The organism is Sphingopyxis sp. DBS4 (assembly GCF_024628865.1).
GTDB lineage: Bacteria > Pseudomonadota > Alphaproteobacteria > Sphingomonadales > Sphingomonadaceae > Sphingopyxis.
This window is the reverse complement of record NZ_CP102384.1, coordinates 3232456-3248643: the sequence shown is the minus strand read 5'-3', so window position 1 is coordinate 3248643 and position 16188 is coordinate 3232456. Positions and strand designations below refer to the sequence as shown.

The 16188-nt window shown below is 58.8% G+C and carries 12 protein-coding genes; 2 read left to right on the top strand and 10 right to left on the bottom strand.

Features of this window, described 5'->3' with window-relative positions; translation table 11 throughout:
• Positions 1-380: 380 nt before the first annotated feature.
• From NP825_RS15545 to NP825_RS15500, 10 genes are all read right to left on the bottom strand, one after another.
• Positions 381-3317: a TonB-dependent receptor gene (locus tag NP825_RS15545; RefSeq protein WP_137752008.1), complete on the bottom strand. Its 2937-nt coding sequence runs from the start codon at positions 3315-3317 to the stop codon at positions 381-383.
• A 670-nt stretch (positions 3318-3987) separates the two neighbouring features.
• The gene (locus tag NP825_RS15540; RefSeq protein WP_037557592.1) at positions 3988-4965 is read right to left on the bottom strand and encodes an alpha/beta fold hydrolase; all 978 of its coding nucleotides are present in this window, start codon (positions 4963-4965) and stop codon (positions 3988-3990) included.
• Positions 4962-6599, bottom strand: coding sequence for an NAD(P)/FAD-dependent oxidoreductase (locus NP825_RS15535; RefSeq protein WP_052182483.1), 1638 nt, complete (start codon positions 6597-6599; stop codon positions 4962-4964). The genes NP825_RS15540 and NP825_RS15535 overlap by 4 nt, the downstream gene beginning before the upstream one ends.
• Entirely contained in the window at positions 6596-8209 is a 1614-nt protein-coding gene (locus NP825_RS15530) for an acyl-CoA synthetase (RefSeq protein ID WP_037557593.1), read from the bottom strand. The genes NP825_RS15535 and NP825_RS15530 overlap by 4 nt, the downstream gene beginning before the upstream one ends.
• Before the next feature lie 57 nt (positions 8210-8266).
• Positions 8267-9358 (bottom strand): acyl-CoA dehydrogenase family protein, encoded by a 1092-nt coding sequence (locus NP825_RS15525; protein WP_037557595.1) that lies wholly within the window; start codon positions 9356-9358, stop codon positions 8267-8269.
• Entirely contained in the window at positions 9358-10608 is a 1251-nt protein-coding gene (locus tag NP825_RS15520; protein ID WP_037557597.1) for an acyl-CoA dehydrogenase family protein, read from the bottom strand. The genes NP825_RS15525 and NP825_RS15520 overlap by 1 nt, the downstream gene beginning before the upstream one ends.
• 7 nt (positions 10609-10615) lie before the next feature.
• The gene (locus tag NP825_RS15515; protein ID WP_037557599.1) at positions 10616-11077 is read right to left on the bottom strand and encodes a Zn-ribbon domain-containing OB-fold protein; all 462 of its coding nucleotides are present in this window, start codon (positions 11075-11077) and stop codon (positions 10616-10618) included.
• Positions 11074-12264, bottom strand: a complete 1191-nt coding sequence (locus tag NP825_RS15510) for a transporter (protein WP_037557601.1) — start codon at positions 12262-12264, stop codon at positions 11074-11076. Before NP825_RS15510 ends, NP825_RS15515 begins: the two co-directional genes overlap by 4 nt.
• A 25-nt stretch (positions 12265-12289) precedes the next feature.
• Positions 12290-13432 carry a nitronate monooxygenase family protein gene (locus NP825_RS15505; protein ID WP_037557602.1) on the bottom strand — a complete coding sequence of 381 codons (1143 nt, stop codon included), beginning with the start codon at positions 13430-13432 and terminating at the stop codon, positions 12290-12292.
• Positions 13433-13474: 42 nt separating this feature from the next.
• Positions 13475-14215, bottom strand: a complete 741-nt coding sequence (locus NP825_RS15500; RefSeq protein WP_037557604.1) for a FadR/GntR family transcriptional regulator — start codon at positions 14213-14215, stop codon at positions 13475-13477.
• 186 nt (positions 14216-14401) lie between these two features.
• Between NP825_RS15500 and NP825_RS15495 the strand changes: the two genes are divergently transcribed.
• A complete protein-coding gene (locus NP825_RS15495; protein WP_037557605.1) occupies positions 14402-15664 on the top strand; it encodes a cytochrome P450 in 1263 nt (420 codons plus the stop codon).
• Positions 15665-16021, top strand: coding sequence for a 2Fe-2S iron-sulfur cluster-binding protein (locus NP825_RS15490; protein ID WP_231729244.1), 357 nt, complete (start codon positions 15665-15667; stop codon positions 16019-16021).
• Positions 16022-16188 lie beyond the last annotated feature (167 nt).

Sequence of the window (16188 nt, the reverse complement as noted above, 5' to 3'; positions counted from 1 at the left end):
AATATCGTGATCGATGCGGCGGCCAAGAGTGTCATGCTGCACTCGGCAATCAGGGGCCACAAACCGCCGCGATGATCGTGCCGCCTCCGAACGCTGCCGGATTGATCGCGAGCTCGCGGTGCCGGAGACCAGCGTGCTTCCTACAAGTGCCCGTGGGCAACGGTCAGCGCGCCGTTCGCGTCGGTCGCATGCGACATCGCAAGCACAGGCCGCGAAATTCGGAGATCCTTGAGATGGCTCCAGATGACTTGCCTCTTTCCGTCGCAGATGCCCCCGTTTGGTGCCTTGGGCCTGGCGCATGGAAACCGGCGTCGGAGAAGGTTCCCCCGTCTCTCCGACGCCGCGATTTCTATGCGAGTTAGATTGGAACCGCTAAATCGTCAGAATTTTGCTCCGATGGCGACACCATAACGCCGCGGATCAAGAGTATAGATGTTTGTAAAATTACCGGAAGATGCATCGGTGACATAAAGTCCGGTAACCGAGTTGCTATCGAAAATATTCTGAACGAACCCCCGGACAAACCAGCGCTCGTCGGCGCCATTCAACTGTAAAACCGCATTTGCCTGGACGAAAGGTTCGATACGATTAATCCTGCCGTTGAAGATATTGCCATATTGCTTTCCGGTAAGGGAAATGTCGACGCGGGGGACGAGTGTCATACCATTCCCAACCTCTGCCGTGTACTGCACGCCCATCGAGACCTTGACATTCGGCGCTTGGGGCAATGTGTTGCCCTTGATGTTAACCTCGACGCCAGGACTCAATACCTGGATCCCGCTGTTCGCAGGGATAGCGCTCGCGAGGACACCGCAAATGCCGAACGCGCCGCTGGAGGCGATATTGCCGTCCGAAGGAAATTCCTGCGGTGCGCGAAGGCCGAGAGCCGCATTTACTCCCGCAACGAACGCATCAGCAACGCCAGGCGCAGGTCCCGTGACAGCGCAGTGCGCACCATTGCTGATGTCCTTGATAATCACGGCATCAGGATCTCCGCCGCCCGGATCACGCGGATTGGAGAAGAATTGATCGCCGGCGACCTTGGCATTGAGATAGCTGAAGGACAGATTGATAAGCCAGTTCGGGTCCGGCCTGATGACAGACTCCAGTTCGACACCCCAGATATTGGCGTCAACCGTGTCATTCACAGACGTTCTTGCCACGATGCGGCTGAGCTGCAGTCCACTATATTTGTAGTAAAATGCGGTGGCATTCAGTTGCAACGCGCCGTTTGCGAAGACGTTCTTGGAGCCAATCTCGAAGGCATCGATCGATTCAGAGCCGAAACTCTCGCTGACGGCGAAAATCGGAGAAAGCGGAGGATTGATACCGCCGGATTTGTAACCCCTCGAGTAAGATGCATAGAGTGAATTGTCCGGCGTAACCTCGAAGGCCAGAACTGCTCGTCCGGTAATTTCGTCGAAGCTTACTTCGCGAAACTGGGCGAGCTGTTGGCCCGGTGTCCCCGGGTCGGCATCGAAAAGTCCAGACGGCCCGGTGAGAGGCGTTATCGGGGTATCGAACGGATCTCCATCGTTGGCATAAGGGTTCAGGAAACTGATCAGTGTCGTACGCGCCGTTACATCCTTCTTGTCATTGTTGTAACGCAGCCCCCCGGTCAACGTCAGCCGGTCGCTTAGATCGAAATAGACCTCGCCGAAAATCCCATAGCTCTCCAGATTCGATTCCAGCGAGTTGTTCCGATACATCGACGTCGCGAAATAGGATGGCGGAAGGCCGCCCGACAAGGAGCCGAATGAACCCAATATGGCACTGGCGTAATCGAGCGCAAACGAGTTCACATAATAGCTATTGTCGGTGGTTTTCGATTTCGCGTAAATTCCCCCCAACAGGAAATTGAACGGCCCGTCGAAGTCACTCGTAAGGATGAGCTCTCCGCTCCACGATTCGCGTTGTTCCGAAGATCGATCGAAAGAAAGCGGCGTTTCGGAACACAGCGAGTTCCCTTCGAAAGCGCCTCTGCTTCCATCATCATTATCCGAGGTGCACAGCACGCCCTGCGGACCGTCCGGGATGAGAGCGCCGGCAATCGGCGAAAAATAGGCCGAGGAGCCGGGAATGAAGGCCGGCGCCGGCGGAGCAAGACCCGTCGGCAATCCGTTAGCCGCAAAAAAGGCCAGCGTATTGAGCGCCGGGGCGAAACCGGCACGGCTTTGAATTCCAAGAAAATAGTCCTGCCTGGAATCGACTTCAGTATCCTGATAAATGCCGGTGGCCGTCAGGGTCATCGCGCCGAATTTTTGCTCAAGGCGCGCCTGCACCTGTAGCTCTTCCGCAAAATAGAAGGGCGTATAGGCCGTGTTGACGACACGCACATCGCCAGGCTCCTGAAACCCGGAAAACCCGTCAGGGCCATAAAGGCTGCCAAGGCCGAGTACGGCGGGAATGCCCTGAATGGCGAAGAACTCGGAAGAACTGAGCGTCGCACCGACCGTGGAATTTGCGTTCGTGGTATCGAAATCACGTCGATTGTTCAGGCATCCGAGCACGCCCAATGGATCGCGTTGGCACGTTTGTTTCTGGTTTCTGAGGCGCGTGTCCTTTTCCCGGAAATAATAGCCCATGAGATCGATCGTCGTATCAGGACCGGGCTCGAAACGAAGTGAGCCTCGCAACGCGTAAAGGTCCCGAGTGTCGATGTCCGATCCATCATAAAGATTCGTCGTATAACCGTCGCGGTTCACATATATGCCCGCCAGTCTCACGCCGATCATATCCCCGATCGGGACATTGACCATGCCACGCGCTTCGATGCTGTTGAAATTGCCATACTCGAATTGCGCTTCAGCCTCGAAACGGGAGAGTTTGGGTTTCGCGGTCACGACATTCACGACCCCGGAGGTCGCATTCCGACCGAACAGGGTGCCTTGAGGTCCGCGAAGGACTTCAATCCGTTCCAGATCGAAATATTCGGTCTCGAACAGGCGTGTTCCGAACAAGGGTGATCCATTGACATGAATTGCGGTCGCAGCATCGCAGGTGACGCCGACGCACAGGTCGCCAACGCCGCGAATAGTGAATGAAGCTGAGGTGAAATTGCCTTTCGAGAAAGATACATTGGGCAGCGTCAGCTGTAGATCCGAGGCATTTTCGATCTGCTGGCTTTCAAGCGCCTCAGCGCTGAATGCGCTGACAGCTATCGGCACGTCTTGCAAGCTTTGCGCCTGACGTTGCGCCGTCACGACGATGACATCGTTACCGCCATCTGGCTCTTCAGCTATGGCTTCCTGAGCATTTGAGACCTGTGGCAACGCCATCAGGACGGCGCTTGCCAACAAATAAGCTTTGTTATTCATCACCCTTCTCTCCCTGTCTCGATTTTTTAGTTTCTTACGCGAACCCGTCCTTTTCCCCGGTAGTCGATGTTCAAAAATGGGGCAGCTCGCCGAGCTGCCCCGAGTTTGAGAGGTGGCCAGAAGGAGATTTCCGGAGAGGAAAAGATTCTCGCCGCCCGGCTTGAAGCTGAGCAGTTTTTCGGTATTTGGTAAAGAACTTTATTATGGCACTTTATTATATTGCTCGGGGCGCTGGGAGGTGTTCCATCTCAGATCCGAAGAAATCAGTTTATACATCCGATGCTTGCTGTCAGCGCTTCAGCCTTGGCACGGTCGAGCGCGCGCCGACGACTTTTGGATGCGGCTGCGGTACGGCACGCCCGATCCCGAGCGCATGTCCCGCCGAAGCTGGACAGCCTTTTGTGGCTCCATGACCTTGCCTTGCTGTTTGCCTCGGAAGGCATATCGACCAACTGTGCCACGATAGATTTCTTTGTGGCGCCAAGCAACACAGGCAAGAGAAGAAGATCTAAACAGAACATATGAACTCTGCTTGGTTATTTCTGCCTCGGCCTTAGTATTTATGTCTTGCTGTGCAAAAGAGGCCTCATCGTTTAACTAAATGTTGGATCGGCAATTCTCGCATCGCCATTACGGTCGCATGCAACCATAAAATCGCGCTAGACGTTGCTCAAGTCGGCGCTTCCCAAAGCCGGAGAAGGCTCCTCAACGCGGTGACAAAGGCCAGCGGCTGGTCGAGCATCAGATGGTGGCGGGCTTGAGGCACGGCAATGATCGGAATGGCTCCTCCCCCCAGTTCACGAACATATGCCACGGAATCCCGGTTGAAGAGCTGGCTCTCCTCGCCGTGAACGATAGCCTTGCGGCCCGGCGCGTTCACTAGGCGCTCGCCGATGGTGAGCCACTCGTCGGGCCGGTTGCTCCTCCGGAACACTTCGGGAGAGAATTTCCACGTCCAACCCTCCCCGTCACGCCGCAGAGAATGAAAGGCCATATAGTCCAAAAGAAATGGCTCACCGACAGGCTGGGGTGGGGAAAGGACGTATCGACTGCGCGCCGCGTCGTAGCTGGGATAGCGACTTTTGGCTTTGTCCGGGTCGCCGGATCCGGGGCTGGCGCGGCGGAGATTCCAATACGCTTGCAAGAGCGCAGGTCGCATGACCATCAGGTCGCAAACCACAATGCCGGAGAAGGTATCGGGCGATTGGGTGACGGCCGTCAACGCTGCGCCAGAACCGAAACTGTGGGCAATGATCGTGGGCTTGTGGCCATCCGCAAACAGTCCAAGCGCTTCGGCAATTTCGCCGAACTCGCGCCCCCTGGCCAAGGGGTCGGCGTGCCCTCGCATTTCGCTGTCGCCCATGCCGGCAAGATCGAAGGCCACCACATCATAATCTTCGGCCAGAAACGGCGCGATGAAGGAAAAGCAGCGGGCATGCGAGAGAAAACCGTGCGTCATCAGTACCTTGGGTTTCGCCCGGTCGCCCCAGCGAAAGTAATGCGCTTTGGCACCCTCGATCTCTACATAGCCTTCCTCGCGCGGCACCCTGAGAGCGGAAACGAACCATTCGGGCAGATGCGAACCATCGCCCGCCCAGAGAGCGTCGATGTCCTCGGGGCAATCTTCAATCTTTACCGCCTCGTTCATATTGTTGGGCCGTCCTTGCGTGTGAGTTTTTCGAAAGCGAAGCCAGCATAGCTGCCGGCCGCCTCTTCGTCGCAGAGCGCGGCATAGCCAGACACGCTCGGAAAATTGATGAGCTGGCGCTTCTTTCCCGGAATATTCGCGCCCATGTACCATGAGGCCGCCTCGGGAAAGAGCGTCATCGCGCCAGCCGCGGCAACCATTTCAGTCCAGCCAGTTTCGGCAGCCGGTTTGCCCTCGAAAAGATCGATGTCCCTCCTACGCAACCAGACCATGAAATCGCAAATCCAGTCGCCCTGTATTTCCGCGCTTGTCGGGCCATTGGCGAAACCCGACGGGCTGAGAGGACCATAAGCGAACAACATGTTGGGAAAACCCGACACCGCCATGCCGAGATAGGCGCGCACACCGTCTTCCCACGCCTGCCAAAGGGGAAGCCCCTCCCTCCCGGTGATGTTCATGTCGATCAACCCGCCACGCCCGGCATCGAAGCCGGTCGCAAAAATGATCAGATCGCATTCGACCTCACCGTCTTCCATCTTGATGGCCTGGGGCTCGATACGGATGATCGCGTTTGCCTTCAGATCGACCAGCGCGACATTATCCTGCTCGAAAATTTCATAATATCCCTGTTCGAGCGAGGGTCTTTTCGTGCCGAAAGGATGCGGCGGCTCCGCAGGCGCAAGTTTCTCGGCCAGAACGGGGTCGATAATCCGCGCGAGAACCTTTTTGCGCCAGAACTCATAGGCGTAGCGGTTCGCTTCGCGATTGGTCAGTATGTCGGCAAAGTTGTTGTACCAGAATTTGAGGCCGCCCTGCCGCCACAGGGTCTCGAAATGGTTGTTGCGCGTCGTGGCGTCTACATCGAGCGCGGAGATGTCAAGCGACTGGCATTCGAATCCCCCGTTCGTTCGCTTGCGCCGAACAAAAATGGCGGGATAGCCCTGCTTATCACGCTGCTGAATGTCTTCGGTAAGCCGTTCCTGGCGCATGGGCAGGCCCAGAATAGGAGTCCTCTGAAACAAGGTCAGCTTTTCTGCGCATTTGGCGGCCTCCTGCGCGATCTGCACTCCGCTCGCACCAGTGCCGATGACGGCGATCCGGCGGCCCGAAAGATCGATACCCTGTTGCGGCCATCGCGCCGTGTGACACCAATCGCCTTCGAACGCCGCGATTCCTCGCATATCGGGAATATACGGCTTCGATGCGAATCCCAAAGCGGGCAGAAGGAAGTGTGTCGATATTCCTTCCCCGCCCTCAAGCTGCAGGCGCCACCGTCGTCCCTCTTCATCGAACCTTGCGCTTTGGACCCTCGATCCCATCCGCATAAGCGGCCAAAGGCCCAGCGTATCGCAAACATGCCGGAAATAGGCTCTGAGCTCCTTCCATCCGGGAAAGCGCTCGCTCCAGGCCCATGATTTCCAAACCTCGGGTATCGAAAACTCATAGAGCGGTACCTGCGAGTCCACGCGGGCACCGGGATAGCAATTCCAGTACCAAATGCCGCCGGGCTGGGCGGCCGCATCTACCAGCAGCACCTTGAACCCGGCGTCACGCAATTTGTGCAGCAGATAGATGCCGCTGAAGCCTGCACCGACGATCACGGCATCGTAATCGGGAGAGCCAGTCGATCTCACGTCGCGACATTCGATCGTTCGGCAATCGCTTTTGCCGTTGCATAATCGGCCTTGCCGTTCGAGGCTCGCATGGGGATGTCTGTCGGAATTATGGTCTTGGGAGTTTTGTATCCCGCCAAATGTGCGCGCACATGGGTTTTGACCGCTTGTTCGTCGAACTGGGCGTGGTCGTTGAGGTGGACGATCGCGGTTACGGCTTGGCCCCATTTATCATCCGGCACGCCTACGACCAGCGCGTCCCCGATGGCGGGATGGGTCTTGAGCACTTCCTCGACCTCCTCGGGATAAACTTTCTCTCCCGCCGTGTTGATGCAGACGCTTCCGCGGCCGAGCAAGGTCAGGCTGCCATCGGCTTCTACCCGACACCAGTCGCCCGGAATGGAATAGCGCACCCCATCGATCGTGCGAAACGTCTTCGCGGATTTCTCGGGGTCCTTGTAATAGCCTATGGGGATCGCACCCTTCCGGGCGATAAATCCCGGCACGCCGCTCCCCGGTTCGACTTTCTGGTCGGTTTCGTCGAAAACATCGCAGAACTCGCCGATCCCAAATTTCGCGGTGTTCGTGCCGCCCTCCGCAGTGGTGACGGCAAGGCCGAAGCCGAGGCCTTCGGATGCGCCAAAACTGTCCATCAGTACGATTTGCGGAATATGCCGGCACAGGCCGGACTTGACCTCCTTGCTCCACATCACACCGGAAGAGAGGATTGTAACGAGGCTGCTGGTATCCCAGCGGCCAGGGTGGTCGTCGAGCGCGGAAAGCATTGGCTTGGCAAAGGCGTCGCCCACGATCGCTATACCTTCCACCTTGTGCCTTTCCACCGTATCCCACAGTTCCTCGGCATCGAAAGACCATGCCTCCAACGTAACTATCGCGCCGCCAGACATCAGCGTGCCGATCGCAGTGATAAAGCCCGTTCCGTGCATCAGCGGGCAAGAGGAAAGCGTGCGCCTGCCCGGGCCTTCGCGGGCGATCAGCGCGACATTTTCTTCGAGTGTCTCTGGAACGGGGCCGAGCAACTTCTGTGCGTCGAGTTGGGCCTTGCGCATGTCATCATGACGCCACATCACGCCCTTGGGCATTCCGGTCGTACCACCCGTATAGATGAAAAGCAGATCGGCGGGCGAGCGTGTGATGCCGAGCGCCGATCCGTCCCCCTCTTGCGCGAGAGTCTCATAGTGGATCGCAAAGGGCGCGATTGAAGACAGCTCGCCAATTTCGACGAAGGTGCGAACCTTCCTAAGCCGGTCGTTGAGTTCGACGATAGTGTCGCGGAATTCCGAACTGTAAACGATGACCTCGCTGTCGGAATCGTCGAAGATATAAAACACCTCTTCGGCCCGATAACGGTAATTGATGTTCACATGCGTCAAACGCCCCTTGAAGCAGGCCGCCATCAACTCGCCATATTCGGGTCGGTTGCGCATATAGAAGGCGACCTTCGCGCCATCGCGGATGCCGCGTTGGCGCAACCCGCGGGCGATATTGTTCGAGCGCGCCGACATCTCGGGCCAGGTGACGATCCGGTCTCCATGTATCAGAGCCGGCGCATCTTCGGGCATGAAGGGCTCGATCGCGTCGAGAATATCCCCGAGATTCCAGTCGATCACATTGATTCTCCTCTCTGGACGGGGCCGCAGCATCGGGGCGCATGACTCCCGTTACTATCAGGCTGCTCTCGTCCAACCCTGCAGAGCCGCTGCCTCGGCTCGCACCGCTTCGGGGCCACCCAAGACCTGCCGATCGAAGCCGATCCGTTTGAACCAGTAGTGCAGGCCGAGCAGATCGGTGAACCCCATCCCGCCATGCACTTCAGTGGCGGTGCGGGCGACAAATCGGTGGACGTCGCCCGTGAGGGATTTCGCATGGCAAGCCGCGAGAGATGCATCCTCCGGCAGCGCATCGAAGACATGGGCGGCGTACCAGACCAGCGCGCGGCACGGTTCATGGCGTGCGGCCATTTCGGCGCACATGTGCTTTACCGCCTGGAAGCTGCCGATAGGGCGGCCGAACTGCTCTCGCTGACCAGCATAATCGACCGCCTTTTCAATCATGGCCTGCCCTGCGCCTAAGCTGTCGGCGGCAAGGATCACGCGGCCAGCATCGCGCAGCCGAGCCGATGCTGTGCCGCCGTCGTCGGCAAGCGGATCGGTCTCGACAGCCGCAAAGGACAATTCTCCCACGCTGCGCGTGCGATCGATGGTGGTGAGGCGGGTCGCCTTGAGTCCCGATGCTAGGGCTGGGACGAGGTGCAGCCTGCCACCGGCGTCCGCTACGAGATACGCGTCCGCGCCTTCGAAATCGAGGCAGAACAGGGCGGTGCCGCTAAGCTTCCCTTCGACGAATTGAACTCCCGCGCCGTCGCGCGCCTGGACCGTCGCGGAAATCGCGACTCCGATACGGGCCTCGCCACGCGCGATCTTCGGAAGCCATTGGCACTTTTGCTTGTTAGTTCCTGCCTCGCTCAGCGCGATCGGGGCGAGAACTACGCTGGCTAGAAATGGCGCTGGTGTGACCGCATAGGCGAGTTGTTCCGCCACGACCGCAGCGTCGAGAAGGGTCATGCCTAGGCCACCATGCTCTTCGGGGACAAGCATGGCTGGGACCGCCAGATCGTGGAGGGCTCCGAAAATAGTGTCACTTAACGGGTTGTCGCGCCCGGCACATTCGCGGACATGCTCAAGCGGGGAGGTATCGGCAAGACACCGCGCAACTGCGTCGCGCAGTATCTGCTGATCCTGCGAAAGGCCGAAGTCCATCACGCCGCTCCCTGCCTGTCGGTCTGCATGCCTGCCGCTCCCTTCGCTTCGTCGGAAATCCGCGCCAGCTTCGGCTCGCGCGGCATCTCTAGGCCACGTTCGGCGATGATGTTCTTCTGGATCTGCGCGGTGCCGCCACCTATTATGAGGCCGAGTTGGAACATATAGTTCCATTGCCAAGCCCCTCCGTCTCGTTCCCGCGGGCTGCGGTGATACAAAATGCCCATCTCGCCCATCGCGTCGATCGCCAGCGCAGAGATCTGATGCGCGACCTCGCAACTCTGCAGTTTGACGATCAGCTTCGCCATGCCGCCAGGCTCGCCCTTGAGGCTGTTCGATAGAATGCGCATTCCATTACATTTCATCGCCGTCACTTCGGCCTGGAGCGCCACCAGCCGGTCGCGCAGGACCGCATTGTCGATCGCCCGACCTTCGCCGATGGATTCCTGCTGCATCAGGCCAATCAATGCCTGCAGCCGGTTCTCGAGTGCGTCGGGATCGCCCAGCATTCCGCGCTCGTGGCCAAGCGTTGCGTTCGCGACGAACCAGCCCTGTCCTCGCTGGCCGACGATCTGGTCCACCGGAACCCGCACATTAGTAAAGAATGTCTCGTTGAACTCGGCGTGACCGGTCATCGTCTTCAAGGGGCGTACCTCGATCCCCGGTATGTCCATCGAGAAAATCAGATAAGAGATACCGCTATGCTTCGAGGCCTCGAGTTCGGTCCTCACAAGGCAAAAGATCATGTCGGCTTGCTTCGCGGTGCTGGTCCAGATTTTCTGGCCATTTATAACGAATTCTCCATTTTCGATGCGCGCGCTGGTCTTGAGGTTGGCGAGGTCCGATCCCGCACCGGGTTCGGAATATCCTTGGCACCACACGACTTCGCCCGTCAGCGTTGCTGCGATCCACCGCCGCTTCTGTTCATCGGTGCCCAACTCGAGCAAAGTCGGGACGAGCATTGAGATGCCCTGGTTCGCCAAGCCGCTCGGAAGCCGAGCTCGCGAAAACTCTTCCGCGATAATGCGCGATTTGAGTATATCCGGCGCCGCTCCGTAGCCGCCATATTCGGCCGGTATCGTGCGCGCCGTATAGCCGTGCTCGATCAATAGCTTTTGCCATCGGATAGCTTCGGCTGAGGGCCGGGAGAACCGGGTGGCGGAGGGTGGCGCCAAATGTCTGTGCGCATTGATGAAGGCGCGGATCTCCGCGCGGAAGGCGTCATATTGGGGGCCGTAGTCGAGATCCATGTCGTCTCTACCCTTCACGCGGACGAAAAACAGGAAGGCGAAAGTCCCCCCCGATCATTTCGAAATCGAGTTCGACCGGCAGATCGAGTGCGAGGATGTCACGCTCGCAATCCACGAGGCGCGTGGCCATGCGCACGCCTTCCTCAAGTTCCACCACGGCAGCCACGAACGGGACGTCGGCGGCAAAAGCGGGGTGCAGCGCCTGATGGGTCACGGTCCAGGAAAAAAGCGTGCCCTTGCCGCTGCTGGGTTCCCAGGAATAGTCTGGCGAGCCGCATCGTGCACACATGTAGCGAGGCAGGTGGCGAAAGATGCCGCAACTTCCGCAACGCTGGAAATAGAGTTGACCGTCCTGGCACAGCCTCCAGAACTCCTGTTCGATCGGGTCCTGCGGCCGCGGCTGCGGCTTGGCCGGCGTTGCCTGCGCGGAGGGCCGCGCCTTGGGAGGCACATCATGCTCGTCGCTCATGCAAACCTCCTGAGGATCGCGATGCTGCCATCGCCAAGGTCTCCCCAGCCTGTCACAAGGCCGGTCTGGGCTCCGATCACTTGACGCTCGCCGCAGTCATGGCGCAGCTGTCGTACTGCTTCCACAACATGGTTGAGACCCCAGACATGCGCCTCGCTAAGCAAGCCGCCATGGGTGTTGATCGGTAAGCGCCCGCCCAGCTCGATCTGGCCATTGGCGACAAATTCGGCCTGCGCGCCAGGCTCGCAATATCCGAGCGATTCGAGCTGCAGCAGAACGATATAGGTGAAACAATCGTAGATCTGGAGGAAGTCCATGTCGTCGCGCGTGACGCCCGCCATATCGAATGCGCGCGGGGCGGCATCGCTGAGGCCGATCTTGAAGGGGTCGGGGCGGGAAGGGATGTCGTCGGCGGGATAGGGATGGCCTTCGGCCGCGCCGGCGATGCTGACGGGCACATGCGGCATGTCTTTGGCACGGTCCATGCGCGAGAGGACGACAGCACAGGCGCCATCGGTCTCGAGGCAGCAATCGTAGAGGCGAAACGGCTCAGATATCCAGCGCGCCGAATAATAGGTTTCCGCGTCGAGTTCGCGGCCATAGGTAAAGGCGCGTGGATTCAATTGCGCATGACGGCGGCAGGCGAGCGCCACGGCCGCCATCGCATCTTCGCCAACGCCGTAGAGCTTCGAGTGACGGGTCGCCAGCCAGGCGTACATCTGCACCGGCAACAATACGCCGTAGGGGCTGTAGTAGCCTTGGATCGTATTGGTCAGGGTGTTCATGTTCATCGGCCGGGTGGGCGGGGCGCCCGGCTTAGGTCTGAGAGCGGAATAGCCGTTCCAGCCCAGTGTCACGAGCACATGATCGCATAGACCACAGGCGATCGCCATGGCGGCATTCTGTAGTGCCGTTGTCGGGCTGGCGCCGCCCATGTGCACGGTTGCCGCATAGCGCAGCACATCAATGCCCAGATTGGCGGCCATCTCCTCCGACGTCGTATAGATTGGCGGCGGCACCATGCCGTCGATATCGGAGGGTTTCAGTCCAGCATCCGCGATGGCCCGGCGCGAGGCGGTGAGCATCATTTCCACTGCAGTCCGCTCGGTGCCCTTGACGAAATCGGTCTGGCCGACCCCGGTGATTGCTGCCTTGTCGGCAAAGGAAAGGGTGGATGAAAGATTCATGCCGCGTCCCTGTCTCGCTCGCCGGTCAGAAATGAGTTCCGGCGCCGGCCAATGCTCTCTCCGCGCCCTCTATAAGGTCGCGCATCACGACTGCCGCTGGGCGGATCGCATCGATCAGACCAATCCCCTGGCCTGCGAAGCCGGGCATGATGTCCTTGCGTGCGGCCTTGATGCCAGAAGCCATGACAGGCCCCGAAACCATCGACTGATAAGGCATCGGAAGCGGCTCTTTGCCGGCCGCCACCCAAGCATCGGCCCATTTGTTCCGAATCATCCGGGCAGGCTTGCCCGTTAGCGATCGGCTGACCACCGTATCGGCATCGCCGCTTTCGGTGATGGCTTCTTTCTGAAATTGTTCGATACCTGCTTCGTCGGTTGCGAGGAACGCCGATCCGATCCACGCCCCCTGGGCGCCGAGCATCATCGCTGCGGCGACTCCGCGACCATCGGCTATTCCTCCCGCACCGATTACGGGAACACGATCGCCGACTGCATCAACCACTTGCGGAATCAGCGAGAAGGTTCCGACAGGAGAGTTGTGGCCGCCGCCGTCGTGACCCTGCGCGACGATCAGGTCGATACCCGATTCCACTACCTGCAGGGCGTGCTTGACCTTTCCGATCACCGCCATGACCTTGGTGCCATTGGCATGAAGGCGTTCCATCCACGGTTCGGGATTGCCAAGGCCTGCGGCATAGACCGGCACTTTTTCTTCGATGATTACTTCCATCTGCGCTTCGAAGAACTCCCGCGAGAACAGCTGCAGTCCGCCCTTGCCCATGTCCGGGGCGCCCGCCGCGCGCATCGCCGTGGCGGCGTCCACTGCGGGCAAATGCTCGCGCTCCATGAATTCGCGGGTGAACTCCTGATATTCGCCGAGCAAAGCCAGGGGGTTTTCTGCTACACCTCCGCTCTCCGGCGCCGAACCGCGCCTGACAGACGCCGGCAGCAAGGTATCGACCCCAAAAGGCATGTCGGTCATCTCGCGGGTTTGCCTGATCCAGCTACGTAACTGGTCGGGCGAGCATGCGGCAGCGCCGAGAACACCAAGTCCGCCTGCGTTCGACACCGCGGCAGCGAGTGCAGGCACGCTCGCCCCGCCCATTCCAGCCAGAAGAATCGGATATTCGATCCCGAGAATTTTGCAAACAGGGCTCTTCAGCGCCATTATCCTACCCTCTCCGTTCCGCGCCCGATCAGACGCAATTTTCTAAATCTGCCCCCACCTGACACGCTGGGATACAAGCTCGGGGCTTCGCTCTGCCAGATAGGACGCGGATCCCGAGACGAGCCGGGCCATGGCCTGACGCGCCGCTTCGGAATCCCCGGTGCGTACTGCTTCGAGGACACGGCGGAGGAATCGCAATTGGACCGCTCGCTCCTGCGCCGAATAGCCAAGTGAGTGAGAGAATTCGCGCGTAATTAAATGCAGCGTCGACGTTAATAGCCCGAACAATGGATTGCCGCTGGCCCAGCCGAGAAGGTCATGAAAACGACGGTTCAGTTCCTCGAACTGGCCTCCGGCTTCATTTCGTTCCAGCTCTTTGAGGCAATCGGCGAGTGCGCTCAGGTCGCCGGTAGTCGCGCGCTGGGCGGCGTAGGCGGCAACATCCGCGGCGATCGCTTCACGTAGTTCGAGCAGGCCTCTGAGGTCGGCGTCCATGAAATGCAGAATTAGCGAGAGACTGTTTGCAAAGTCGCCGGTCTGCGGACGCGCAACCACCGGACCGCCGCTACGGCCCAGCTGAAGATGGATAACGCCCTGGAGCTCAAGGAAGCGGAGCGCTTCGCGCAAGGTCGCTCGCGCGACATCATATCGCGCAAGCATTTCTTCCTCACGCGGCAACCTGTCGCCCGGGGCGTGTGCACCTGCCTCGATATCGCGAACGATGTGCTGGGCAAGCGAGAGTGCGCGCTTAGCTTTCTTCGCGTTTTCGACTTTCAGCAACATCACTCTGCCTCACCCCTGTCACGAAGCCTTATAAGATTTAAGTTCCGTTTATGTCCATGGTCGTGAGATAAAAATGTTTCAGATGCAAAAAAATGATAAAACCTTATAAGCATTATTGACTGAGCCTCAGAAGGGATTTACGATTTCAAGTAGGGCAATTGTGCTGTTATCGACGAAGGGCGCGACATGGATACCGACATGGTGGAGCCGAATATCCGCGAAAAGGTCGCTTTCATCCCGATCGACGAGATTGATGTTGCGCGTCCGAGCCTTTTCCAGAAAGACACGGTCGGCCTGTTCTTCGAGCGGCTTCGCCGAGAGGAGCCGGTCCACTACTGCCGCGAAAGCTATGTCGGACCATATTGGTCGATTACAAAGTTCGACGACATCATGGCCGTGGACACCAACCATAAGGTATTTTCGTCAGAGGCGAAGCTCGGCGGTATCGCCATCGAGGACATGCACTCGGCGAAAAGCGCGCTTGAACTTGAAATGTTCATCGCGATGGACCCACCAAAGCACAACCAGCAACGAAAGGCCGTTACTGGTGCGGTCGCGCCGTCCAACTTGCTGCTGCTTGAGCCAACTATCCGCGAACGAGCATGCCAAATCCTCGACGACTTGCCGGTCGGCGAAGATATTGATTGGGTTGATAAGGTGGCGGTCGAATTGACCACAATGACCCTTGCGACCCTGTTCGACTTCCCGTGGGAGGAACGCCGCAAGCTCACGCGCTGGTCCGACGTCACAACGGCCGCCCCTGAAACTGGGATCGTCGCATCCTATGAGGCGCGGCGCGCAGAGCTGATCGAATGCGCAATGTATTTCAAGGGTCTGTGGGAGCAGCGCATCAATGCGGAGCCGAAGAATGACCTGATCTCCATGATGGCGCATTCTCCGGCGACACGGGACATGCCCTTCCTGGAGTTTCTGGGCAACCTCTTGCTGCTTATCGTGGGCGGCAATGACACCACGCGCAACTCGATCAGCGGTGGTGTCCTGGCACTGAACCAGAACCCGGACGCGTATTTGAAATTGAATAACGATCCTGGGCTCATCACTAGCATGGTGCCAGAGATCATCCGCTGGCAGACACCGCTGACCCATATGCGCCGCACGGCGCTGCAAGATTGGGAGATCGGCGGCAAGAAGATCAGAAAAGGCGACAAGGTTGTGATGTGGTACCTGTCGGGTAACCGCGACGAGACGGTCATCGACAGGGCGGACGAGTTCATCATAGACCGTAAGAACCCACGGCATCATCTGTCTTTCGGCTATGGCATTCATCGCTGTATGGGCAACCGGCTCGCAGAACTGCAACTACGGATCATCTGGGAAGAGATCCACAAGCGGTTCGCGAAGATCGAAGTGACCGGTGAACCCGAGCGCCTGTTCTCGAACCTAGTGCGAGGGATTACGAAACTGCCGGTGAGGCTCCACGCCCGCTGATTGGCTGATTCAAAAAAAGCGGAGCTTGATATGGTCAAAGTGACGTTCGTTTCCAGCGATGGAACGCGGAGGGCAGTCGACATAGCCGAAGGTGAGACAGCGCGCGAAGCGGCGCTGTTCAACGATGTGCCGGGCATCGACGGTGATTGCGGCGGGGTGTGCGCTTGTGCAACCTGCCATGTGTTTGTGGATCCGGCCTGGATCGACAAGGTCGGCCGCTTGGCCGAAGGCGGTGCGGAGGCAGACCTCCTGCAGTTTGCGGAAGGGGCGAACGAATATAGTCGCCTCGCTTGCCAGATTCCCATCGAGCCCTTGGTGGAAGGTCTGATTCTGCATGTTCCCGAGCAGCAATACTGACATGCCTGCGTGACGCGTGTTTCACACGACGCTCGACTGTCTGAAATCGCGAGTAGAGCTCAACCAGGAGGTACTCGCTACCTTTCAGAGGTCCCAGCATCAAATGGCGGATCTGTGCTGACCTAGCTCTCGTGCGCCCGCGAGTCGAGGGGGGCGTGCCAACAGTG